Origin of the sequence: Lentimonas sp. CC4 (assembly GCF_902728235.1) — a bacterium.
In the GTDB taxonomy this organism is placed as follows: domain Bacteria; phylum Verrucomicrobiota; class Verrucomicrobiia; order Opitutales; family Coraliomargaritaceae; genus Lentimonas.
Genome location: NZ_CACVBO010000001.1, coordinates 3,485,993 through 3,512,215, shown reverse-complemented (window position 1 = coordinate 3,512,215; position 26,223 = coordinate 3,485,993). Strand labels below are relative to the sequence as shown.

The following is a 26,223-nucleotide window of genomic DNA, read 5'->3' as shown; positions in this document are numbered from 1 at the left end:
ATTTATTAAAATGAAAGATTGGATAAAAAAAAGCATCCTCTTGATGGTTATCTTCAGTGCCTCATCGCTCTCCGCCGAAGTGAAGTCCGACGTGGATTGGCCAGAGTTTATCGCTCGCCATGATCTGGTCTGGACGGAAATGCCACAGGCTTGGCATGATGGCCCCTTTATGGGCAATGGCATGTTAGGGTCGATGTTGCACCAGATGGACGATCATACCCTACGTATTAGCCTAGGTCGCAGTGATGTTGAGGATAATAAGAAAAAGGGAGCGCCTTTCATTACAAAGTCTCGGCTCCCGAATGGTTATTTCACACTGAAGACGATCGGCAAGATCACTGGTTTTGAAGGCCGACTCGATCTCTATAACGCAGAAGCACGTGGCCGAATCTTAACCGATAAGGGAGCCATTGATCTACAAGCCTTGGTGCACAGTGATGACATGCTGATTCTCTACCGCTTGCAGCCGAGTGGAGGCGAAGCGACGATTGCACTCGATTTCGTGCCGCTCAGAGCCATCGCTCCCGCGCGCCTACAGGCAGAAATTATGGTCGCGGAACAAGGGGATAAGGCGCACTCGTCACGTCAGGGTTGGGCAGCGGCACCTTACGAATACAATCCGGACCCTGTCCTGACGAAGATCGACGGCTATTCGGTTTCCAAGCAGGCGCTCGTTGTCGGCGGAGAGATCGGCACGGCATGGTCGGTCAAGTCTCAGCCGAATGGTGGCACGGAGCTGCGTGTCTCGATCGAACACAGCTCGCCTGAAGCGACCGCGACACAAGACGCGGTCAATCATTTGAAAGCGGTGGTGGATGAATCGTGGGAAAGCCTCGTGACGCGTCACCGAGTCTGGTGGCACGACTACTACCCGCAAAGCTTTCTGAGTCTCAGTGATACCGAGATGGAGAGTTTCTATTGGATTCAGGTCTACAAATTCGGATCTGGTGCGCGTCAAGGGCGTGCGTATATGGATGTGATGGGGCCGTGGATGGTGGAGAACACCGCTTGGGCCAATGGTTGGTTTGATTTGAATACACAGCTTTCTTACTGGTTCTTATCCACTGCCAACCGTCTCGAAGTCGCCGAAAGTCTCTTCACCAAGATGGATGAGTCCTTTGATACGTTTGTCGCCAATATGCCTGCGAAATACAAAGGGCAGGCAGCTGCGACTGGTTCGATTTCTCCTCAGACCTTTGATAGTCCACTGGGCGAACGCCTGGGGTTCATGGGTGACTTTACTTGGCTCTGCCATAATTACTGGATGTTCTTAGAGCGCACAATGGACGAAGAGCGTGTGCAGGAGAAATATTTCCCGTTGCTTACGAAAGCGGTGAATTACTACGTTTTTAATATGTATGAGGGCGAGGATGGTCGTATCCATCTACCAAATACAAAATCACCCGAATACGGTGGCGGTATCGATTGCACCTACAATCTGTCGCTCTTCCGATGGGGGTGCCAAACCTTGATTCAAATCGACGAGCGCTATGGCATCAATGACCCGCTTTTGCCGAAATGGAAAGATATCGTGGCTCGGTTGGCAGACTATCCGACGGACGAGAATGGGCTCATGGTTGCGGCAGATTTTCCTTTTGCCAAGCCGCACCGTCACTATTCGCACTTACTCGCGATTCATCCACTGAACACATTGCACATGGAGCAGCCAGAGAATCAGGAGTTGATTCAGAAGTCGGTGGATCATTGGACGAGTTACTTCGACCGCGGCTTAACTGGCTACGCCTATACGGGAGGGGCTTCGATGGCCGCACTGCAAGGCGATGCTGAGCGTGCTGCTAAGTATTTGGATATGTTTATGCGCATGCATGAGCTCAACCCAAAGAATGCCACGCGCATCCACCGCACCACGATGTATACTGAAACGGGACGGATTCAGCCAGTGACAGAGACGCCGTTTTCGCTCTGCGATTCGATGCAGCTAATGGTGCTGCAAACCTGGAATGGAACCATTCGAGTCTTTCCAGCGGTTCCGGAGGTCTGGCAGGATGTCGTCTTCGATCAGTTCCTCGCACCCGGCGGATTTGAGATCAGTGCCAGTCGTAAGGACGGAGTCACTCAATTTGTTTCGATCAAAAGTAATGCCGGCGAGCCGTGTTTCCTGAAGTTGGACTTCCAGCCTAAACGTGTGGAAGGCATCGCGAAGTCCGCCGTCACGCGTCTGCCGGATGGTCGTTTCGAAGTGGCGATGCAAGCAGGAGACCAGGCGATTTTCTACGCGGATCATGTCGATGTGGCACAGGTCGCACCCGTCAACGCCTTGCCAGAGAACTGTAACAGCTTCGGATTGAATTAAGGCCGTAAGACAAATTGTAATTATAGTGAAAAATCGAAACCTTATATCTCTTCTAAAAATCGGTGCACTGGCCGCGTTGCTGCCCTTGTCATTGTTTGGAGACGCTCAGCCAGCTGTGGTGAGCGCGCCTGCGGTGAGCTTGTCGAAACCAAACATTGTGTTCCTGATGACCGATGACCAGCGATGGGACACGTTTGGTTGCTACGGTCGCCCTGAGTTTAAGACGGTAACGATTGATCGATTGGCGTCAGAGGGGGTCATTTTTGATAAGGCTTATCATGCGGTAGCGATCTGTATGCCGAGTCGGGTGAGCATCATGACTGGTCGATACTTCGCGAGCCATAACAGTGGCTTTACCTACCCGCATGACACGCCGGTTTCTAGCGAAGACTTGGCTGATACTTATCATGCTCGACTGAAGGCATCGGGGTATCGCAGTGGTTTTATCGGTAAGTTCGGCTTTTACATAGAGGGTGGTGACAAGCTCGCTATAGCGGAATTAAAAAAGCACTTTGACTACTTTGATGCAAATAGAGGACATACGAACTTTGGTGGTGGTCGCTGGGCCGAGACTCCTGAGACCTTTGACAATTTATCAAAAGGCCGAGCGCGCACAGAGCGCACCCTTAAAAAAGGGGACTCCATGATCCGCTTCCTCGAAACGCAGCCAGCAGATCAGCCGTTTATTCTCTCGATCAGCTTTGATGCGGTCAAGAATGACAGAGATCAAGACATGCACGTTCCAGATAAGGCGCTCTTCGAGAAGACGGAAATGACCGTCCCTGCTAACTGGGTCGAAGGAGCTAACAAAAAGCTGCCTGAGGTCGTCCAGAAAAATGCGAGGGGCTATAAACTCCACCTCCAGAGAACGAGCACCCCGGAACTCTACCAGACCCTCGCAAGACGCTTCGCGGCGCAAGGTGTGACCGTCGATACCCAAGTGGCAAGATTGATTGAGAAGCTCAAAGAGATGAAGGTGCTCGATAACACGGTTATTATTTACACCAGTGATAATGGTCGGCAGCATGGTTCCCAAGGGATCTATGATAAGTGTTTGCTCTTCGAAGAGTCGATTAAAGCGCCCTTAATCATCTGGGATGGACGTGTGGCAGGTGAAGGAAAAGGGAAGCGTGTAGATCCTCTCGTTTCCTCTACCGATTATGCGCCAACCATCCTGACCCTAGCAGGAGTGAAAGTGCCTGCCAAGATGCAGGGGAAAAGCTTAACGGGGATTCTTGATGGGACGGAAGACCTGAGCCAATGGCGTGACGCGAATTTTATCGAGAACCTGTTCATTCAAGAGGTTCATTCGGCTGGAGTCGTGGCTCAGAGGGCTGGAAAAACAGCTGATTTTGAAGCGATCAATAAGGATATTATAGCGAAGAACCGTTCTTACCGGAGTCGTGGGGTAGTCACCAAGCGTTTCAAATACTTTAGCTACTACGAACACAATCCTCAAGTAGAGGAGCTCTATGATTTGGAGGCGGATCCTAACGAACAGAACAACCTCATTGCGAATCCAGAATACGCGACTATTCTATCTAATCTGCGCCAGCAGACTGAGACGCTCCATACTCAAGCCACAGCAAAACCTTAAGTGCCAGTGTTACTATGAAAATGAAAACAATTAAAATATTCCCCTTCTTTCTGCTGGCTGCTGCGCTCAGTTGTGAGGGCCAAAAACAGCAAACCAATCAGACTTGGACGATTGATACGCAAGCTGATTGGAACGAAAGCCTCGTGGAGAAGAATGGGGTAGAGCTTTCCGATGGATTGGCCAGCCCGACAGGGAAGGCCGCGGTGCTGTCGAGCGTGATTAAGCAGTTTGATGAGAAACGCTCTGCTGAGTCGATCACGATCGATCAGTCAACGGGGTGGCACAATTGGAATCCTATCGGGGATATCGGACCGAAAAGTCTATCGAATGCACCTATATTCTTACGCATGGGTGAAGATGATTACTGGTTGTTTGGTGGTTATAAAAAGAGCAAAGATGAAGCGGCTGTCGCATCGGCGACTTTAGAAGGGTTTGATGTGCCGCTCATGAGCACGAAGAACCCGAATGTTTTTATCGCCCCAGGAGGAATGGATCCGAAGCGAGGCGGCTACTATGGTTGGCAAAGTCGTGACATGGAGAATTGGGTATTCCATGGGCCGGTGTCGCCTCCGATCGCAGGGAACGCCACTACTGCTGAACTCGTGGATGGTCAGGTGTATCTTTATTATGATAATCCCAATGACCAAGACCCACATTTGGCAATTGATGCTGATTTAACGGATGGCGAGCCGGGTGTAGATATGGGAATGGCTTTTCACGATCCTACGCATGGATCTGATTGCGCGATCATTCGCGATCTGGACGGGAACTTTCATCTGATTCTGGAGGACTGGAGCCCGATCGATGCGTCCACGCATGCGTGGGATTCGCCGCTCGCGATGCATGCGGTGAGCAAGGATGGCAAAGGGGATTTCAAAATACTGCCTCCTGCGGTCGATGAACGCACGAATCCGACTGGAAAAATGGGCGAGTATTTCCATCCGCACTGGCATCGAGGACCGCGTAAGGACGAATTTCCCACGAAGGTCGTGCCGGAGGATATTCCGAGACAAAGAATTAAAAAGGGCGATATTCGTGCGTATGGAGAATACGAAATCCACGAGCCAGCGCAGGACGCTTTTGGTGACTGGGCGGCCATTGCTATTGGTGGTCAGTATTATCTCTTCGGTGATTTCGACCCCGCCACTGCACATGGCGATAGGAATGCCATGAGTGTTGCATGGTTTACTTCTTCCGATATCAATGAGCAGTTCACCTTCTGCGGGAATGTTGGACAAGGACACCCTGATCCCGACATCATGTTCGCAGAGGGGCAATTCTATCTGGTGACTCAGACGAAGCAGGATTTCGTAAGTCCAGGCCCTTGGGTGAAAGGCGTGACTGTCCGTGTGGGTGTGGACACCAATAAAGACGGCTCCGTCAATGAATGGACGGATTGGCAGGAAGTGAATGAAACGTATGCCGCCATTCCTGGTTTTGCGAAACAGGTGGCCAAGACTCCAGCGCAACTGGATCTCTCCAGTTTGCCTGAGGGCTATGGCTTCCAGTTTGAAGTGAAGATCAGTGATACCACCAGCAATGATTCCAAACCCCAACTCGATAAAATTACGCTAACTTTTTCTGAATAAAAGATTATGAACAGAACGTTTTTTACTATAGCCGGCCTGTTGGCGGCATCGTGCTCCGTCCATGCATTGGATATTTATGTCAGCCCGGTTGGGAATGATAGTCAGGCAGGCACAAAGACACAGCCAGTGGCCACCATCACAGCCGCACGTGATTTGCTGCGTGACAGTGGCAAGCTGGGGACAGAGCCGTGCGAAGTGATTTTCGCCGCGGGCGTCTATCGCTTGAGCGAACCGGTAACCTTCACGCCTGCGGATAGTGGCAGTGAGGCATATCCTGTGACCTACCGTGCGGTCGACGGAGCGGACGTCGTGTTGACTGGCGCGCAAACGATTACCAGTGAGTGGGAACTGTGGCAGGATGGCATCTATCGCACGCAGGTCGGCGAGATGGATGCGATCGATCAATTGATTGTGAATGGGAGTCGCCAAATTTTGGCGCGTTATCCAGACCTCGGAGCCGGCTATGTGTTGGGGCCAAATCAAAAACACGTAGGTGGTAAAGCGGGTAACGCTCCCTACGATGGCTGCACACCGGATGCATGGGATGCCAGCAAAGCGAAAGAGTGGGCCGACCCAACTGGAGCCTTCATGCATGGCATGCACGGAGGACTGTGGGGCAGTCAGCATTACCGCGTCTTGGGTAAGGATGCGAAGGGAGAGCTGCTGTTCGAGGGCGGCTGGCAGAACAATCGTCATCGATCTGCGCATCGTTCTTACCGGATGATTGAGAATATCTTCGAAGAACTCGATGCGCCGGGCGAATGGTATCACGATGCCCAGGGTGGCTGGCTGTATTATCAACCTGCGAAGGGTGTGGATATGGCATCGGCACAGTTTGAAGCAGTGTTACAGCTCAAGCATCTGATCGAATTCTACGGCGCGCATAAACAACCGGTCGCGACGATGGATATCGTTGACAGCGGCAATGGCTTGAAGGTGACGAGCGTGAAGAACTATGAGACTACCGAGGCGGTGAAACATATCCGTCTGGAAGGGATCAGCTTTAGAGGCACCGCTCGGACCTTTATGGATACCATCGAGCCACTACTTCGTAGTGATTGGAGCGTCTATCGTGGCGCCGCAGTTCATCTGCGTGGCACGGAAGCGGTTGTGATCGAGGGCTGCGACTTCGAAGAGCTCGGAGGCAATGCGGTCTTAGTCGATAGCTACAATCGTGGCACCGTTGTTCGTGGAAACCTGTTTCGTGAAAATGGTGCTTCGGATGTGGTCTTTGTCGGCTCATTTGCAGCCGTGCGTGACCCTGCCTTTAGTTTCGGTGCAGCGGCTCGACCACTGGATGTGATTGATACGGAGGTGGGTCCGAAGTCCGAGGACTATCCCGCTGACTGTTTAGTAGAGGATAATTTGATGATGCTTTGTGGCCGTTTTGAGAAGCAGGCTGCAGGGGTGAATCTATCGATGGCATCTAGAATCACCGTGCGCCATAATACGATTAGCCATACACCACGAGCGGCGATTAATGTCTGCGACGGAACATGGGGTGGACATGTGATCGAATGGAATGATTGCTTCGAGACGGTCTTGGAGACACATGACCACGGTGCGTTTAATAGCTGGGGGCGTGATCGGATTTGGCATAGTGCCATGCCAGCTGGCCCGAATGAATTGGACGAAAATGGTAAGTCGCTCATTAGCTTCTACGTCGATAAATATCCAGAGTCACCGTTCTGGGATGCGTATCAAACCACGATCATGCGTCATAATCGGATGCACTGTGACCACGGCTGGGACATTGATCTCGACGATGGTTCCTCGAATTATGAGATCTACAACAACCTCTGCTTGGGGGGTGGCCTCAAGACACGAGAAGGCTACAAGCGCATCGTGACCAACAATGTCGTGATGGGCGGATACACTTGTAATGTGCCTTACCCGAAACCTACGGCTGATGTGTTTGAGCGCAATGTGGTGGCGGGCAAGACCATCTATTCTGCTTCAAATCCAACGCTTTGGGGAGGCATTCGCGATTATACCTTCGCGCATAATCCAGCGGCTCGGAAAACAGAGCCCGCCGTCGCCCTGCAGAAACAGACCTTGGACGATGCCCATAGTTTATATGGCAATGCTCGCTTCGTGGCACCAGAGGTCGGGGACTTTACCGTCGCAGCTGACTCACCCGCACTGAAAGTGGGATTTGAGAATTTCCCGATGACTGGGTTTGGAGTGACTTCGCAACACTTGAAAGCACAGGCAGAAACACCGTCCTTTCGCATGCCTGAACGGTTTGCCACGAACGTCTATGCTGCACCGCGCGACGCGAAGGTGCTCGGATCGACGATTCGCTCGCTGAGTAGCTTAGCGGATGTCAGTGCAACCGGCATGCAGGAAACGATTGGCACGTATCTCGTGGATGTGCCCGTTGGCAGCCAATTATCAAACTATGGGTTCAAGAGCGGGGATGTCGTGCTATTGCTTGATCGAGCATCGACTGCTGGGGCCCGTGATTTTTCGCGGATCATCGAGAGACTTCGACCTGGAAAGCATACGGTCAAAGTTTGGCGCGGACAGGAAGCTGTGATGTTCGAATTTGATAAGTAATCTGAAAATACAAATGCCCCCTTCGGCTCCATACCGACAAATATATTAATGATTCAATGAAAAATCGAAGTCTCTTCTCTAGTTTAAAAGCCGGCGCACTCGCTGCCTTGCTTCCACTCTCATTACTTGGAGATTCGCAACCGAATATCGTCTATATTTTAGCGGATGATATGGGCTACGGCGATGTTCAGTGCCTGAATCCAGAGCGTGGTAAAATTAAGACGCCACATATGGATCAGCTGGCTGCGGAAGGCATGATCTTTACCGATGCACACACGACGTCCTCGGTCTGCACACCGACTCGTTACGGTATTATCACTGGTCGCTACAATTGGCGATCCACACTCCAAAAGGGTGTGCTCAATGGCTACGGCTTACCGCTCATTTCAACGACTCGCATGACCGTTCCGAGCTTCCTCAGTGACAATGGTTATACCACTGCCATGATTGGTAAGTGGCACTTGGGGCTGGAGATCGCGACGATCGACGGCAAGCCCGCGCGAGCAGCTGGCGGAATTAAAGAGAAGCTGAATACGGGCGCATTTCCGCCTGCAGAACTCTCCAATATCGATTGGCAGGGCACCATTCAAGGTGGCCCAGTCGACCTCGGATTTGATTCCTGGTTTGGTATTACCGCGTCGCTTGATTTTCCTCCTTATGTTTGGATCCGTGATCGTAATTGGGTCGGCGAAGGCACGCATGTTAAAGCGTTCAAACGCCCTGGGCCTGCGACTGAGGACTTTGAAGCCATTGATGTTCTGGACAAACTTGCGGCGGAAACAGTCCAATACATTTCCGAGTATCAGAGCGACAAGCCTTTCTTCATCTACATGCCATTGCCATCGCCGCATACGCCCATCGTTCCTTCTAAGAAGTGGCAGGGAAAGAGTGGTATCGGCCATTATGGCGACTTCATGATGCAGACCGACGACATCGTCGGACAAGTCGTTCAGGCGCTCGATTTTAAGGGCATTTCAGAAAATACCATCCTCATCGTGACGAGTGATAATGGTTGTTCCAAAGCCGCCAACTTTAAGAACCTGGAAGGCCATGGCCACTTCGCCAGTGCACAATACCGTGGCTCCAAGGCAGACTTGTGGGAAGGTGGCCACCGCGTGCCATTTCTGGTTAAATGGCCGAAAGTGATCAAAGCAGGTAGTGTCTCTGACGAGCTGACTTGTCAGACCGATTTACTCGCGACTTGTGCCGAGCTACTTGGCAAAGAACTACCTGCAAATGCCGGCGAAGATAGTGAAAGTATCTTACCGCTCTTTAGCGGAAAGTCCGTGGAGTTCACCCGTAAGGGCATTATCAACCACAGTGTGAGTGGGCACTTCGCTTATCGTCAGGGCAAGTGGAAGCTCCTCTTGGCAAAAGGCTCTGGTGGCTGGACTCTGCCGAGTGAGAAAACCATGTCTAAAGTAGCCGACGCACCCAAAGGCCAGCTCTACGATTTGGAAGCCGATCCCAGCGAACAGAATAATCTCTACCTGAAGAACCCTGAGGTCGTTGAAACACTCATGGCGCAGCTCGAGGCAGACGTCGCCAATGGTCGCAGCACGGCAGGTCCCAAGCAGGCGAACGATCTTCCTGTCGATCAGATCAAACTCTGGAAGAGCGGTCAGTAATTGCATCCATTTGAAAGGACGAATAAATAGTGAATTTATCTAAAAAGAAATCTCTTCCGTTACTCGGGCATATTGTTCGAGTCGGTTACTCTGTTGTCGCTGTTGCAGCTTTGTTTGCTGGCACTGCCTCGGCTGAAGATGGCCGCCCTGAAAAGCCGAATATACTGTTACTCTTAGCCGATGATCTCGGTTGGCAGGATGTGAAGTGTTATGACATCGACGAACCGTCGCCATTTGAAACACCGAACATCGACGCGCTTGCGCAGAAGGGCGTTATGTTTTGGCAGGGGTATTCGCCGGCTCCAAGTTGCGCTCCGAGTCGGGGTGCCATTATGACGGGTGCGCATCCGGCGCGCACTCAATTGACGCATGTGGTCGGTGGCACGCCGCCCGCGGCGTATCATAAGAGCGCTCATCGCATGATGCCGCCTTGGTATAGTGGACGTATGTCGACTGACTATGTCTCACTGGCTCAAGCGCTCAAGGATAACGGATACACCACTGGGCATAGTGGTAAATGGCATTTGGCCAAGAAGCACTTCTCTTACCCTCAACCAGAGGATATTGGCTTCGATTGGACCCGCAGTCATGCGGGCACCACTCGAAAAATGACGCCACATCGTTTGACTGGATTTGCGACCGACGATCCCAAAGACCCGTATCGTCTCGATGAAAACGGTTTTGCCACGCATGAACTGAGCGAAGATGCACTGACCTTTGTTCGCGAACATAAAGACCAGCCCTTTTTTCTTTTTTATGCCACCAAGCTGGTGCATGCGCCGATTCATACGCGCAGCGAGCGGTTGCTGAAGAAATATGTCGAAAAGCTCGGTGTGGAGCTGCCAGAAAACCCTCAGGAGTGGAAAGGCGAGGGCCAAACGAATCCTTTCTACGCCGCCATGGTCGAGGAACTCGACTACTACGTGGGCCAAATGTTCGACTATTTAGAGACGACCGAGGATCCGCGTTGGCCTGGACATATGTTGAGTGAGAACACCTACATCATCTTTACCTCAGACAACGGCGGTATGGAGAATATGCCCGGCGAAGTGATCACCGATAACTACCCATTAGACCGTGGTAAGATTTCCGCCATGGAAGGGGGAACACGTGTGCCACTGATTATCGTTGGCCCAGGGATTGCTGCGGGTGTGCAAACGGATGTGATGGCGAACGGCATGGATTTTTATCCGACGATTCTCTCTTGGACGGATACGCAGAAGCCTGAAGGTAATCAGTTTGACGGTAGCGATCTTTCTGAACTGCTGGCGACGGATCCCACTGATGCAGCGCTAGTGAAACAGGAAGACGGGCAGGTGCGTGACACTCTGTTTTGGCACTTTCCCAATAGCCAGGCGCTGGAGAGCACGATTCGGATCGGTGACTATAAGCTGGTGCGTAACTACGACTACTTGAATCCCAGCAATGCTGAGTTAGAGCTGTATCAGCTTTATAAGACAGAGGACGGAATGCAGACACGGGTGGACATCGAGGAATCCAATAATCTAGCTCAAAAGATGCCGGAGAAGGCAGAGGCAATGAATGCGAAGCTGACCGAGCAGTTGGAAGCGATGGACGCGAGCTATCCATACTACAACCCATATTTTAGTGATGCACTCCCTAATAAGGAAACGGTGCCGTCCGTGTTGTCTCATGAAAGAAACGGCAATCGTGTTGCGTATCGCTATCAAGAAAATGGTGCGAAGCTCGCACGCGCGCAGTTGATGTATACATTCAATGGAGGCGACAGTGATGAAGAGTGGTTCCGTATGCCTGCCGACGTGTTGCCTGGCAATCTAGTGACCGCCACCTTGCCCAAGGGGACGACTCACTACCTGATCAACTTAATCGATGAGAACAACTTCCTCGTCAGTTATCCATATGTGAAAAAATCCACACGCGGCAACGATCTGCCGTCGAAGGTCGCACCGTCTGTTTCAGAGAATCTTTCGAAGAAATAAGCAGAACCGAAATTACAGTTAGAAATAAAAACTATTAGATAATTATGATGATAAAAAAATATGTGCATAAAGCAGTCGCGTTTTGTCTCACTTCGCTTGCGTTGACGATCACTGCGAATGCAGTGGAACAACCTAACATCGTGTTTATCCTCTGTGATGATCTTGGTTACGGCGATATTCAGGTGCTGAATCCTGAACACGGAAAAATTAAAACACCTGCGGTGGACAAGCTCGCTGCTCAAGGAATGATCTTTACAGACGCGCACTCAGGTTCCGCGGTTTGCACACCGACACGTTATGGTCTGATGACAGGACGCTATAGCTGGCGGACGACCCTACAGGCAGGCGTCGTGCAGGGCTTCAAGCCGAATCTCATCGCTGAAGGCCGTCCGACCGTGGCGAGTTTTCTGAAAGCACAGGGCTACCATACCGGCATCGTTGGCAAGTGGCATCTTAACTTCCAGTATCTCGATGCAGATACCGGCAAAGTGATTAAGCGAAAAGGGAAGAAAACGCTCGCCCCTGTTGGCAGCACTATTCCCGATGGACCAGTGGATCGTGGTTTTGATTATTACCATGGCTTCCACCATGCCGGTGACATGAAGGGCGTGATCGAAAACGACACCGTGATCGCGCACGAAGACGAAGTGAATATGCTGCCACGCATTACGCGCAAGGCGGTCGAATATATCGAAGCACGCGCGTCCGAAAAAGAGACACCGTTTTTCCTCTATGTGCCCTACGGTTCACCGCATACACCGATCGTGCCGTCGCCTGAATGGATTGGTCGCAGTGGTCTCGGAATCTACGGTGATTTCGTCATGCAAACAGATGATGGAGTAGGGCAGATTCTGGCCGCACTCGATGCGAACGGACTGACGGAGAATACTCTAGTGATTTTTAGCAGTGATAATGGCACCTCCAAAGCGGCGGACATTGATGCACTTGCTGAGCAAGGACACATCGTCAGTGCAGGCTTTCGTGGTTCGAAAGCGGACCTCTGGGATGGCGGGCACCGTGTGCCTTTCATTGCCCGCTGGCCGAAACATGTGGCCGCTGGCTCGACTAGTGATCAATTGATTTGCCTGACTGATTTGTTTGCGACAGCCGCAGACATCACTGGTGCCGCAGTCCCTGCAGAAAGTGCTGAAGATAGTGTTAGTTTTCTGCCAGCCTTGTCCGGAGAAGAAATTGTTTCGACGCGGGCAGGTGTGATTCATCATTCGATCAGTGGTCACTTTGGCTACCGTCAAGGAAAGTGGAAACTACTGTTGGCCAAAGGATCGGCTGGTTGGACAGGTCCCAAAGAAAATCAATTGCCCAAAGACACGCCCAAGGCGCAGCTCTATGACATGGAAAAAGATCCAGGTGAAACCACGAATCTTTATGAGAGTCACCCCGAAGTCGCGCAGCGGCTCTTGGCCCAACTCGAAGCCGATATTTTTAACGGACGTAGCACCGATGGTGCCCCATCCAACAATGATACAGATCAGATCGTGCTCTGGAAAAATGAGAAAGTAAAAAAGAACAAGTAAATGAATCTATTTAAAAATAACACTCTGCCGTTTCTCAGTCGTTGTTCCCGAGTCGGTTTCTCGGTATTTGCTGCAGCTCTGTTTACGGGTGTTGCTTCGGCTGACGATGGCCGCCCTGAGCAGCCGAATATATTGTTGATGCTCGCCGATGACCTCGGCTGGCAGGATGTGAAGTGTTACGACATCGACGAGCCGTCTCCGTATGAAACACCGAACATTGATGGCTTGGCCAAGGATGGCGTGATGTTTTGGCAGGGCTATTCGGCCGCGCCGGTGTGCGCACCCTCACGCTGCGCTATGCTGAGCGGCATCCATCCAGCACGCGCCAACAAAACCAGCGTGCGCGGCGGCACGCCTCCATCGGCATATAATCTGAATGGTATGCGCGTGATGGAACCTTGGCAGTCCGCTCGCTTGGTGACGAATCAGGCGACGCTTGCTGAGTTGCTACGGGCGAATGGCTACGCGACAGGACATAGTGGTAAGTGGCATATGAATATTAAGCCTTCGGCAGAGCCTTTGCCTAAAGATGTGGGCTTTGACTGGTCGGAAGAAAGCATGGGCGTGGCTCGCGATATGGTCCCCAATCGTGTGAAAGGCTTTTCGACCCACGCGCCGGATGATCCTTGGCAGCTGGATGCGCAGAACTATCCGAAAAACGGAATTTTTGACGATGCGGTGACTTTTATGGAAGCAGAGAAGGACCAGCCTTTCTTCCTCTTTTGTGCGGCACGTTTAGTGCACTCTCCGATTCAAACACGTAGCAAAGTGTTGTTAGAGAAATACTGCAAAAAGCTCGGTATCCCGTTTCCGAAAGACGCGAGTCCGATGACGCGTCCTGGGCAGCAGAATCCCTACTACTGCGCGATGATTGAAGAGTTCGATTACTATGTGGGCAACTTGTTGACTTACTTGGAGACGACAGAAGATCCACGTTGGCCGGGGCATATGCTGCGCGAAAACACCTACATTATTTTCACGTCAGACAATGGAGGTATGGAAAAGCTGAAGGGCGATATCATTACCGATAATTATCCGCTCGATGGTGGTAAGATCCGTCTGGAAGAGGGCGGCACACGCGTGCCGCTGATCATTGTCGGACCTAACATTCCTGCGGATGTGCAAACCGAAGTGATGGCCAATGGCTTGGACTTCTATCCGACGATTTTGACGATGACAGGCATCGAGGCGCCGGAAGGCCTAGCGCTCGACGGCAGTGATTTGTATCCATTACTGACGCAAGCGCCTCAAGATCCGACGCTCGTCAAGGAGCCAGACGGTGGCGTGCGCGATACCATGATGTGGCACTTCCCTAATAGCGTGGCGCAGTATAGCACGATCCGCGTCGGTGATTATAAGTTGGTGCGTAATTATGATTTTATCAACAACCGCAGCGTGGATAGCGAGTTGGAGCTGTATCAACTCTACGATACACGCGACGGCGAGGCTTCACGTGTTGACATTGAGGAATCCAAAAACTTGGTAGCTTCCATGCCCGAAAAGGCAGAAGAGTTGAATGCCAAGTTAACTGAACTGCTGACCAGTATGAATGCCAGTCACCCTTATTATAATCCTCTCTATCAGGGAGAATTGCCACATAAGGAGACGGTGCCCGCAATCACTTCGGCCGAGCGTAACGGCGACATCGTTCGCGCAACCTTCAAGGAAAACGGGGCGAAGGTCGTTCGCGCTCAACTGCTGTATACCACATTAGGTGGCGATGCAAATGAGGAGTGGTTTGTCGCACCTGCAACGATTGAAGATGGAAGTGTGGTGGCGACTCTGCCGGAGGGGACAACTCACTATCTGTTTAACATCATCGATGAAAATAATTATCTAGTGAGCTATCCCGCAGTGAAGAGTCAGGCGGCTTATAAGGGGCGACTGAAATACTCACAAGATGCGCTGAGCGCGGCGCGCTAATCGGAATGCCAATAAATTTCCAGAGCTTTTGAAATAATATGAAAAATAAAAAGTGTCAGTTCGTTTCTGTGATGTCCATCGCCGCGATGGCTTTAGGCGTAGGGAACGCTTTCGCAGAGAGTCGTCCGAATATCATCTTCCTGCTGTCCGACGATCAGAACACGTATTCAGTCGGCTGCTACGGCAACCCTGATGTGCAGACGCCGCAGATGGATAAGCTCGGGGCGGATGGTATGATCTTTGATCGTCACTATGACACCACTGCGATCTGCATGGCCAGTCGGGCCAACATTTTGACCGGGATGTATGAATACAAAACGGGCACCAACTTTTTTCATGGAGACATGCGTCCTGAAGTATGGGCCAAGTCATATCCCGTCTTAATTCGTGAGTCCGGCTATTTCTCTGCGTTTGCCGGCAAGTTTGGGCTTGAGGTGGAAGGCAAAGGTTTGTGCGAGAGCGATTTTGATATGTGGGGTGGGGGGCCTCAGCAAACGAGCTACGAGACGAGTAAAAACAAATCGATGGTGCAGTATGCCGAAGAGTTTCCGCATTCGACCTTGTCGTATGGAGCCTTTGGTCGCGATGCGATCCGCGAAGCGGTGAAGCGAGATGAACCGTTGCTCCTATCCATTAGTTTTAAGGCACCTCATAAACCTTCCGTAGCGGACCCTCGCTTTGATCATATTTACGCGGACAAAGTCTTCACCAAGCCAGGCAACTTTGGTCGTGAGTTTGCGGAGGGACGTGCGCCGCAAAGTAAGCAAGGCCGTCAATATGTCTATTTCTCGGATTGGGGGTATGACACCGATTACGACGAAGTGATGCGCATCTACCATCAGCAAGTGTATGCGATTGATGTGGCGATTGGCATGATTCGCGATGAATTAGAGGCACAGGGAATTGCGGATAATACCGTCATTATATACACCAGTGACAACGGCTACATTTGTGGATCGCACGGCTACGCTTCAAAAGTAATGCCGATGGAGGAAGCCTCGCGGGTGCCGTTGATGATTTATGATCCACGCGTTAAAACCGCAGGGCAGGGCCTTCGCACACAAATGCTGACGGGGAATATCGATTTCGCGCCGACGATGTTGGAGCTCGCAGGTGTGCCGATTCCTAAAAATATGGATGGTATCAGTCTGTTGCCGATTTTAAAGGACCCCTTGGAAGGCGGCCATGAGCAGTTAACGCTGATGAACACCTTCGGGCCCGATGCGACCAAAGCGATGAGCACCGTGGACGGTCGCTACAAATATACCTTTTGGTGGTATGGGGATGACAACATGGACCCCACCGAGGAGCTGTATGACTTAGAGAAAGATCCCTTGGAATTGGTGAACCTCGCCAACAATCCGGAGTATGCACCGATCATGGAAGAGATGCGTCAAAAATACGATCAAGGCTACCAACATTTGCAACAGGAAGCGGTCGATTATAACGGCTACCAGCGATACGTGAGCCTGTTTGATCGTGAGCTGCCGCTAGATCAAAAGCAGCTCGAAGAGAGCAGGCCAATTAAGAGGAAGACCAAGAAGACGAAGAAATCCAAGAAGGACTAGTAAGTCATTAAGGGTGCAGCGAACCTGACGGACTCCGATCACAAAATAATTAAGATGAAATCAAACTGTATGAAATGGATCTTTCTATTCCTTGCGATCGTCTCTTCGAGCTACGCCGCCGAACGCCCAAATATTTTATTCATCATTGCGGATGATGCGTCGTTCGAGCATTTCGGCGCGAATGGCTGCACTTGGGTGAATACTCCCAATATTGACCGAATTGCGGAGCAGGGGATCAACTTCACTTCAGCCTACACGCCGAACCCGAAATGTGGTCCATCGCGATCCGTGATCATTACGGGGCGTAATCCTTGGCAATTAGGAGCGGCGATCAACCACAATGCGGTTTTAGATCCAAAGTTCAAAAGTTACGCTGAGACTTTAAAGGAAAATGGGTATAATACCGGATTCACTGGAAAGGGCTGGCGCCCAGGCGTGGCTGAGGGGCGAGACGTATTGGGTGAAAATCACGGCAAACACCGAGTGAAAAAGTCTTTGTCTAAGAGGATTTCAAAAAATGATTATGCCAAAAATTTCGAGCAGTTTTTAATCGATACTGATGCTTCGAAGCCCTTTGCATTCTGGCTGGGCTGTAATGAACCACACCGATCTTATGAATTTAAATCGGGTGTCAAAAACGGCAAAACTTTAGATTCAATTCCAGAGGTGCCCCAGTATTGGCCGGATACCGAAGCGGTGCGCCACGATATGCTCGATTATGCCTTAGAGGTCGAAAATTTCGACAAACATGTCGGCGGATGTATCGATGTGCTCAAGCAGCATGGTTTGCTCGACAATACGCTTGTGATTGTGACTTCGGATAATGGCATGCCGTTCCCGCGCGTGAAGGGACATCCGTATCACGAGGCCGCGCACATGCCTTTTATGGCGATGTGGAAAGATGGAATCAAGGAGCCGGGGCGAAGCTTTGATCAGTTCATTAGTTTCATCGATCTAGCGCCGACCTTTCTGGAAATGGCTGGCATCAGCCAAGAGCAAAGCGGTATGCAACCGTCGCCAGGTCGCAGTCTAATGGAGATCTTCAAGGGCGGTCGCGACATGGCGCACATTCCACAGCGTGATACCGTGCTGATGGGACGTGAACGCAATGACCCCGGCCGCCCGAATGATTTAGGCTATCCGGTGCGCGTCATCCGAAAAGGGCAGTATTTCTACATCCACAATTTTGAGCCTACCCGCTGGCCGAGCGCGAATCCATTAACCGGATTTAAGGATACAGATCCAAGCCCGACCTTGGCGGCCGTGGTAGAGGCTGGTGAGGACTCGGAGTATTGGAAGCTGTCACTCGCAAAGCGTGGAGCCGAAGAGCTCTATGATGTCGAAGAAGATCCGAAATGCATCACAGACCTCTCAGGGAATCCGGAATATGCCCAGCAGATGGCCGAGTTGAAGCAGGAGCTCTTTGAGCAACTCACGCAGCAAGGCGATCTGCGCATGACTGGTGAGGGCGATTGGTATGATAGCTCAGAGAATCCCTATGGCAAAGAAGACGAGCGCGACTTTTACGAGCGATTAAACGCAGGCGAAAAGTTGAGAAACCGATCGAAAGAATACGAACGACCTGACCTAGAAGATGATTTGTAGGGTTCTCCTTCTAAGCATTCGGCACTCTCCAATCAAAAAATTAACACCCCTTTTACGAAAAGATTTTCTTATGAAAATACTCCACATTATAGCTTTCATCCTCAGCATCCACGTAGTTGCTGCTGAGCGGCCTCAGCAACCGAATGTGTTATTTCTGATGTCTGATGATCTCAATACCGCCTTGAGTGGATTTGGACACGAGCAGTGCAAAACCCCGAATTTGGATCGCTTGGCTCAGGAGGGGGTCAAGTTCGAGAGTATGCATTGCCAGTATCCCGTTTGTGGCGCATCGCGGGCGTCGATCATGACGGGACTCTATCCCTACACGAATGGGATGCTCGGTAACGGAGGCAGACTACGCAGGGAAATTCCGGATGTAGTGACTATGTCGCAGGCCTTTAAAAATCAGGGATATTACGCTGGGCGAGTCAGTAAGATTTACCACATGAACATCCCGGACGAAATTATCAACGGCACTGCGCATAGTGATGACCCAGATTCTTGGGATGAGGCGTTTAATATGTCAGCCCCCGAACAGAATACACCTGGCAAGAAGACCAATTGGTCCCCTGACAATCAGACCTCGCAGGCATTTGTGGGTGTCGTTTCAACCGCCGGTGACTTGGAGCACGCGGATGGGATGGCTGCCAGCAAGGCCATTGAGATTCTAGATGAAGTGGGGGACGAACCGTTCTTTCTTGCCGTTGGCTTTGTGCGTCCGCACGTGCCCTTGGTGGCACCGGACAAGTATTTTGATCTGTATGATCAAGAGGATATGGAGATTCCATTCTTTCCTGAACATGACCTGGAGGATGTCCCTCAAATCATACGCGATTATAAGAGCAACAAGGAATATGGCGTGACGCCTGAATCTCACAAAGGCCTTTTGGCAGCTTACTATGCCAGCGTATCGTATATGGATGCTCAAGTGGGGCGTGTTTTGGATGCGCTTGAAGCAAATGGTTTGAAGGAGAATACCATTGTGGTCTTCTCCAGTGACCACGGCTACTTGCTGGGGCACCATGATAAATATCAGAAGCAGCACTTGTTTGAAGAAGCGACGCGTGTGCCCTTCATTATCAGTGTGCCGTGGATGGCGTCCGAGCATGGCAAAGGCACGACGCAGCTGACCGAGCTGATAGATTTGTATCCCACGCTGACTGACTTGGCTGGGATCCCCGCTCCAGACTCACTGCAGGGAACGAGTTTGCGTCCACTGCTTGAAGATACGAACTCAGCTGATTGGACCAAAGATGCGGTCTTTACCATCAGTCGTGTGGGAGGAGAGTCGCTCCGAACAGAGAATTGGCGCTTTACTCAATGGGGATTCGGTAAGTCGGGCATGGAATTATATGACTTAAATAAAGATCCGGGGGAGTTCACTAATTTGGCCAATAATCCGGAGTATGCGTCCGTAGTAAAGCAGATGGAAGCGCGTCTGCTGGCTAAGCGTGATGAAGCGGGCTACCAAGACTTTATTGCCGCAAAGGGGAGCAAGAACAAGAAGCGTAAGAACAAAAACTAATCAAAGGACGAATTAAAATGAGAATCAAAACCCTACTGTTAAGCCTTTTACTGGTTCCCCTTTTGTCGGCGGCCAACAAACCGAACATCGTGCTGATTATGACGGACGATGCGAGCTGGGAGTGCTTTGGTCCGTATGGGGCGGAGGATTACCAGACGCCGAACATTGACCGTTTGGCGGAACAGGGCGTAAAATTTGAGCATTGTTATTCGACGCCCATTTGCACGCCGTCGCGGGTGATGATCATGACGGGCAAATACAACTTTCGGAATTATACGCACTTCGGCTATCTCAGTCCGGACGAGAAGACGTTTGGGAATTTGATGCAGGAGGCGGGCTATAAAACCGCGATTGCTGGAAAATGGCAGCTCAACGGGCTGTATGATCCAGAGGTCTTTGCCGATCACGCCGACAACACACGTGTGAATAAAGCGGGCTTTGATGAGTATGCCTTGTGGCAGGTCACGCAGGAGAAGTCCGCGAAGGAAAACGGTGAACGTTATTGGAGTCCACCGCTAGAGATTAACGGCGAGTTCATCTCGGCTGAGGCGAATCAAAATCTATACGGCCCTGATATTATGAGCGATTTCGTCTGTGATTTTATCGAGCGCCATCAGGATGAACCGTTCTTTGTTTATTATCCTACAGTGCTGGTTCACGATCCATTTGTTCCGACGCCGGATACCATCGGTCAGCGATCTCGTGGGCAAGAGGCCAACAACAAAACCAAAAATAGGGCGGAGAAGAAGGCGAACTTCGTCGCGATGGTGAATTATCTGGACCAAATCGTGGGCAAGATTGTTCAAAAACTGGAGGCTGTTGGACAGTTGGAGAATACGTTGATCGTGTTTACGTCTGACAACGGGACGCATACGCCAATCCAGTCTAACTGGAACGGACGTATCATTCGGGGAGGCAAGGGCGACACCAAAGATATGGGCACCCATGTGCCGCTGATTGCTTACTGGAAAGGCCAGAGTGCGGTGGGAGCGGTTTGTGAGGATTTGGTGGACTTTACCGATGTCTATCCCACCTTGGCTGCGGTCGCTGGAATACAGCTCGACGAAACCGATCCCAAAGATGGCCAAAGCTTTTTGCCGCAAATCTTAGGCCTTGAGACGAGCCCGCGCACGCATGTGCTGATGCACTATCAGCCCTATATGAAGTTCGGGAGCAAGCACGCGGACGCGTTTGTGCGAACGGAGCGATTCAAGCTCTATGCCGACGGCCGCTTCTATGACATCGCGAACGATTTAGATGAAGCGAACAATCTCGCGGGTTCGATTAACGGAGAGCGGGCAATGACCGCGCACCAGAAACTTTCAAAGTTAATCCAGCAAGTGCCACCGGTGCCTGAGTGGGACGGTGGCAACTTCGAGCGTCCGATTCATCCCGACTGGCCACTCATTCAATAGGTATCGGGTTTTTAAGACTCTGCTCTAATCCTGAATATTAAAATCATTCGTATCATGCAAATAAATCGTAGAAAATTCATCGCAACTAGCCTAGGCGCCTGTGCCGGATATACCCTCTTCGCGGGTTCGAACACATCAACTGTCGCAGAGCCACGTATTGCCTGCATCGGGGTCGGTGGACGTGGCAAAAGTGACCTTAAAAGTATCCATGGAGCGAAGATTGTTGCTCTATGTGATATCGACTCGAAGCCACTGGCAGTCGCAAGCAAGATGCATGCGGACGCGAAGACCTACAGAGATTACCGAGTCATGTTGACGGAAATGCGGGATGAAATTGATGCGGTGGTCATCTCGACTCCGGATCATACGCATTTCCATGCCACGATGATGGCGATGAGCATGGGCAAGCACGTGCACGTGCAGAAGCCCTTGGCACACAGTATCAGTGAGGTTCGACAAATGATGGCCTTGGCTGAAGAAACGGGCGTCATCACGCAGATGGGAAATCAAGGGCATGCCTCTGAAGGCATACGTTTGATCCGCGAGTGGTATGAGGCCGATTTGATTGGTGAAATCCAAGAAGTGGTCGCCTGGACCAATCGTCCCAATTCGGGGGTCGGTTTCAGAGGCGAGCGAATGGAATATCCGCCAGCGGACCCAGTGCCAGCCAATGTGGATTGGGATTTGTGGGTAGGGCCTGTTGTGGATGCTCCGCCTTATGCGACCGGCGCTTATCACCCACTCTACTGGCGTGGCTGGTGGAAGTTTGGTATGGGCGCGCTCGGCGACATTGGCTGTCATACCATCGATTCCCCGTTCTGGGCGTTGGACTTAGAGATTCCCACGCGTGTCGACATCGAAGTGGATCATGTCAATGAGATCTACACCCCTGCGGGTTCGGTGGTCAAATATACTGCGTATTCCAAGGCTGCGAAGAAGGATGTGCCGCTCACATGGTATGAAGGCCCCAAGATGCCTCCGAAGCCCGAAATGCTTGGTGATACGGAGCTCAGCTCAGCGGGTGGTTTGATGATGATCGGTTCAAAAGGAATTATTTTTCATTCCGGTATGCGCCCCAATAGCCCTCGTTTGTATCCGGAATCGCTGTGGCAGGACTTCCGCAAAACACCTTCGATACGTCCTGCTAAAGTGTATCCGCGCATCAAGGGCTCACAAATGGATGAGTGGATTCGAGCGATCAAGGGAGAGGGGCCGAAGCCGGGCTCCAGTTTTGATTACGCAGGGCCGCTCACTGAAACTATTGCCCTAGGCACATTGGCGATTCGCACTGGAAAAACCATCGAATACGATGCAAAGACCATGACGATTACTAACAATGACGAGGCAAATGCACTCTTACAGACCGAAGCCCGTGCAGGCTTCCGCGTCGAAGATTTGTCAGTCTAGGCCTAGAAATGCTGAACCCGAAATTAAAAAATGAATCTTAAAAAAACTCTATTAACGGCAGGATGCATTCTACTGGCTCTGGGGGCGACTCACGCTGAAGAGCTCATCACTGGCGATGTGCTCAGCAACTTTCGCCCGACGAAGCAGTGGCATCTGGTTGATGAGATTGCCATGAGTGCAGCCGAGCCAAGCCAGTTCGTCAGCCATGCAGACCCGTCCGGGCACATATTGTTGAATGCCAATAAAAAGACTGGGAAGCTTCCCTGTTTGTTCACCCGAGATAGCTATGGGGATCTCGAACTGAACCTCGAATTCATGATCCCTAAAGGGGCGAATGCGGGCGTGTATCTCATGGGCTGCTATGAAATACAGATCTTCGACAGCTACGGCGTGGAACATCTGGAATTCAGCGATATGGGAGGCGTCTACCAGCGATATCACAAAGAGCCCGGACACGATCCAAAAGGCTACGAGGGCGTGCCGCCACTCATCAATGCCACCAAAGCCCCCGGCGAGTGGCAGCGTTTGGATATTAAATTTCGTGCGCCTCGCTTTGATGCGGATGGTTTAAAAACCGAACATGCGCGCTTCATTTCAGTGCATCTGAATGGGCAGCTTGTGCAGCAGGACGTCGAGGTCACTGGCCCGACACGCGCGCATCCGCTCAAAAAGGAATCCGCGACGGGACCGATTGCAATACAAGGTAATCACGGTCCGATCGCGATGCGTAGTTTTATCGTGAAATTGGTTAGTAACTAATCACCATTTTTATCGTGCGTTGGCCAGGGCATGTCGCCGCTGGATCGAGCAGTGATCAATTGATCTGTTTGACTGATCTGTTTGCAACGACCTCGGATATCACTGGAGTCGCATCACCAGCAGGCAGTGCCGAAGACAGTGTCAGCTTTCTACCTGCGTTGTCTGGAGCGGAAATCGTTACAACGCGTGCGGGTGTCATTCATCACTCGGTCACAGGCCACTTTGCTTACCGCCAAGGGAAGTGGAAACTACTGTTGGCCAAAGGCTCGGCAGGGTGGACTGGTCCAAAGGAAAACGAACTGCCGAAGGACGCGCCCAAAGCACGCTCTACGCCTTAGTCTAGCGAAGCCAAGACGAACGCTACGATGATGACCACGGTAGACTGGAGTCTTGGACGTATCGTGGATTTCTTGGAAAAGATGGATGGACCGCGCAACCCAGATAAGAAGTTGATCAAAACGACCAATATATTCTTTAGATCTGATAACGATGGTGCTCAGACGCATGGCAAAGATGTGATTTCGGGCAATGCGCCACTGAAATATGGTAAAAATTATGCAAAATAAGGCGGCGCCGTCTGCTCAAGAGAATTTCTCGAACAAATAGGCAGAACCGAAATTACAGTTATAAGCGTAAACTCTTAGAAACATTAGGCATAAGCTAGTGTCGACCTGAGTGGGCGTAATAGCCTTGTCCCTTCCCGACTCAATGCGTTGGGAAGGGACAAGACTATTACGCGATGGATTTTGAAGGGACTGGTTGTGTGAAATATGTAATTGTAATTATAACGACATGGCTCCATCTGAGCTTCCAGACACCTAAGAACTAAAAAATAATACCAAACTACTTTTCTGCCTCTACAATTTTTATAAGATAACATTTCATACACCTCACACCCCCCAATAGATCATTTAGTATGTCAAAAAAAAGAATAATTACCGTAGCTGCTATGCTTCTCGCGCTAGCTGGCTTCCACCTAAACGCAGAAACCGAACGCCCTGAAAAGCCAAATGTCGTTGTCTTAGTGACAGACGATCTCGGTTGGCAAGACGTCGACTGTTATGATATCGATGAGAAAAATGCCTATGTGACCCCCAACATTGATGCGCTTGCGGAAAAAGGTGTTCTATTCTGGAGAGCATATTCGCCTGCACCAACATGCGCACCATCGCGCTGCGCTATCGTCAGTGGTGTGCATCCCGCGCGAGCACAGAAAACGCACATCCACGGCGGCACGCCACCACTACCACTTACTCCGCAGTCACGCATGATGTCTCCGTGGTATAGTGCACGCACACCGGTAGGGGACTACACCATTGCCTCAGCCATGAAAGACAATGGGTATGCCACAGGGCACGTTGGCAAATGGCATATTTCCTACTCAGAGCCCAAAGCGACAGAGCTAGGGTTCGATACCAGCTACGGAAGCAGAATTTCGAAAGCCAAAATGAAAGACCGCTTAGCGGACTTTGCCACAACAGCAGAAGACGATCCTTACAAACTGGACTCCAATGGCTTCCCCTTCAATCAAACGACTGAAAATGCCCTTAAATTCGTAACAGATAACAAAGATCAACCTTTCTTCCTCTACTACGCCACCTGGCTCGTGCATGCTCCGATCCAGACCAGATCTAAGGAACTGCTTGAAAAATATGCTAAAGAAATGGGGATCGATCCCGCAGATAAAAAGAGCTTCTCAGGAAGCACGACAGGTCAAAGAAACCCCTTCTACGCTGCAATGGTAGAAGAACTCGATTACAATATCGGCAGATTTTTCAATTATCTTGAAACGACCGACGATCCACGTTGGCCCGGCCACAAGCTCATCGAAAACACCTACATTATCTTTACCTCAGATAATGGCGGCACTGAAGGGAAATCCTATGAGCGCTACACCGACAATACCCCTCTAGATCTCGGGAAAACCTCGGTCAAAGAAGGGGGAGTCCGGGTTCCATTTATCGTGACTGGCCCCAATATCCCAGCAGGCGTTCAGTCGAATGTAGTCATCAATGGATTGGATATATACCCCACGACGCTCTCCATGGTAAAAGCAGAGCAGCCTGAGAAACAGCTCGATGGATTAGACCTGTTCCCGCTGCTCACCACAGATCCACAAGATGCGCAACTAGTCAAAGATCAGGAAGGAAATACCCGCGATTCAATGATGTGGCACTTCCCGCATACAGCCCTAGAAAGCTCGATCATCATCGGTGACTTCAAACTCATCAAAAATTACGATGATATTAACAATCCCGGTAAAGAACCTTTTGAACTCTATCAACTCTACGAAACGACAAACGGTGTGCCACAACGTGTAGATATAGAAGAAGCAAACAATTTGGCTGCTAGCATGCCAGAAAAAGTCAAATCCATGGAATTTGCTCTTTCTAAGCAACTTACGGAAATGCATGCCAGCTATCCCTATTATAACCCGAACAGCAAAGAAAAGCTTCCTTTCAAAAATAAGGTGCCGTCCGTCCTCTCACATAAGCAAGATGGAGATCGTCTCACGGTCACCTTCAAGACCAATGGAGCTGACGTCAAAGCGGCACACCTTATCTACTACAACCACATTAAGCCCACAGGTTACGATGAGTGGTTCCGCAAGGATATGACCATCGATCAAGCTTCATCCACCGCCACGGTCACGCTTCCTGAAAATACAAAGTATGTATTTGTTAACCTGATCGACCAAAATCAATTCTTGGTTAGTTACCCTGAATTGCCCGCCCACAACAAAATGCAAAAGAAGTCACCTTATACTGTTTACGCGCTTAAAATAACTAAGTGATTTCAGTCGGAGGCACTGCCATGCGGCAGTCCGAGAGTGAGATA

17 protein-coding genes are annotated in these 26,223 nt (G+C 50.8%); all 17 read left to right on the top strand.

What is annotated here, in order from left to right:
- The first annotated feature begins 10 nt into the window (after window positions 1–10).
- The 17 genes from GZZ87_RS15050 to GZZ87_RS14970 all read left to right on the top strand — a co-directional run bounded on the left by GZZ87_RS15050 (window position 11) and on the right by GZZ87_RS14970 (window position 26,179).
- Window positions 11–2,314, top strand: coding sequence for a glycoside hydrolase family 95-like protein (locus GZZ87_RS15050; RefSeq protein WP_162026634.1), 2,304 nt, complete (start codon window positions 11–13; stop codon window positions 2,312–2,314).
- A 25-nt stretch (window positions 2,315–2,339) separates the two neighbouring features.
- The gene (locus GZZ87_RS15045; protein WP_244648029.1) at window positions 2,340–3,911 is read left to right on the top strand and encodes a sulfatase-like hydrolase/transferase; all 1,572 of its coding nucleotides are present in this window, start codon (window positions 2,340–2,342) and stop codon (window positions 3,909–3,911) included.
- A 20-nt stretch (window positions 3,912–3,931) separates the two neighbouring features.
- Window positions 3,932–5,500, top strand: a complete 1,569-nt coding sequence (locus tag GZZ87_RS15040; protein ID WP_244648030.1) for a hypothetical protein — start codon at window positions 3,932–3,934, stop codon at window positions 5,498–5,500.
- Window positions 5,501–5,506: 6 nt separating this feature from the next.
- Window positions 5,507–8,059, top strand: coding sequence for a peptide-binding protein (locus GZZ87_RS15035; protein WP_162026633.1), 2,553 nt, complete (start codon window positions 5,507–5,509; stop codon window positions 8,057–8,059).
- 56 nt (window positions 8,060–8,115) lie between these two features.
- The gene (locus tag GZZ87_RS15030) at window positions 8,116–9,687 is read left to right on the top strand and encodes an arylsulfatase (protein ID WP_162026632.1); all 1,572 of its coding nucleotides are present in this window, start codon (window positions 8,116–8,118) and stop codon (window positions 9,685–9,687) included.
- A gap of 110 nt (window positions 9,688–9,797) precedes the next feature.
- A complete protein-coding gene (locus GZZ87_RS15025; protein WP_244648038.1) occupies window positions 9,798–11,648 on the top strand; it encodes a sulfatase in 1,851 nt (616 codons plus the stop codon).
- 44 nt (window positions 11,649–11,692) lie between these two features.
- Window positions 11,693–13,183 carry an arylsulfatase gene (locus GZZ87_RS15020; protein WP_244648031.1) on the top strand — a complete coding sequence of 497 codons (1,491 nt, stop codon included), beginning with the start codon at window positions 11,693–11,695 and terminating at the stop codon, window positions 13,181–13,183.
- A complete protein-coding gene (locus GZZ87_RS15015; protein WP_162026631.1) occupies window positions 13,184–15,106 on the top strand; it encodes a sulfatase in 1,923 nt (640 codons plus the stop codon). It begins immediately after the preceding gene.
- A gap of 71 nt (window positions 15,107–15,177) precedes the next feature.
- Window positions 15,178–16,674: a sulfatase gene (locus GZZ87_RS15010; RefSeq protein ID WP_244648039.1), complete on the top strand. Its 1,497-nt coding sequence runs from the start codon at window positions 15,178–15,180 to the stop codon at window positions 16,672–16,674.
- Between the two features lie 69 nt (window positions 16,675–16,743).
- Window positions 16,744–18,279 (top strand): sulfatase, encoded by a 1,536-nt coding sequence (locus GZZ87_RS15005; RefSeq protein ID WP_244648032.1) that lies wholly within the window; start codon window positions 16,744–16,746, stop codon window positions 18,277–18,279.
- 70 nt (window positions 18,280–18,349) lie between these two features.
- Complete coding sequence (locus GZZ87_RS15000; RefSeq protein ID WP_162026628.1) at window positions 18,350–19,804, top strand: sulfatase; 1,455 nt, start codon at window positions 18,350–18,352, stop codon at window positions 19,802–19,804.
- A 17-nt stretch (window positions 19,805–19,821) separates the two neighbouring features.
- The gene (locus tag GZZ87_RS14995) at window positions 19,822–21,219 is read left to right on the top strand and encodes a sulfatase-like hydrolase/transferase (RefSeq protein ID WP_162026627.1); all 1,398 of its coding nucleotides are present in this window, start codon (window positions 19,822–19,824) and stop codon (window positions 21,217–21,219) included.
- Between the two features lie 54 nt (window positions 21,220–21,273).
- Window positions 21,274–22,626 (top strand): Gfo/Idh/MocA family oxidoreductase, encoded by a 1,353-nt coding sequence (locus GZZ87_RS14990; protein ID WP_162026626.1) that lies wholly within the window; start codon window positions 21,274–21,276, stop codon window positions 22,624–22,626.
- A 30-nt stretch (window positions 22,627–22,656) separates the two neighbouring features.
- The gene (locus tag GZZ87_RS14985) at window positions 22,657–23,385 is read left to right on the top strand and encodes a DUF1080 domain-containing protein (protein ID WP_162026625.1); all 729 of its coding nucleotides are present in this window, start codon (window positions 22,657–22,659) and stop codon (window positions 23,383–23,385) included.
- Window positions 23,386–23,399: 14 nt separating this feature from the next.
- On the top strand, window positions 23,400–23,723 hold the full coding sequence (locus tag GZZ87_RS14980; protein ID WP_348534067.1) for a hypothetical protein: 324 nt from the start codon (window positions 23,400–23,402) through the stop codon (window positions 23,721–23,723).
- 27 nt (window positions 23,724–23,750) lie between these two features.
- Complete coding sequence (locus tag GZZ87_RS14975; RefSeq protein WP_162026624.1) at window positions 23,751–23,951, top strand: hypothetical protein; 201 nt, start codon at window positions 23,751–23,753, stop codon at window positions 23,949–23,951.
- 350 nt (window positions 23,952–24,301) lie between these two features.
- On the top strand, window positions 24,302–26,179 hold the full coding sequence (locus GZZ87_RS14970; RefSeq protein WP_244648033.1) for a sulfatase-like hydrolase/transferase: 1,878 nt from the start codon (window positions 24,302–24,304) through the stop codon (window positions 26,177–26,179).
- Window positions 26,180–26,223 lie beyond the last annotated feature (44 nt).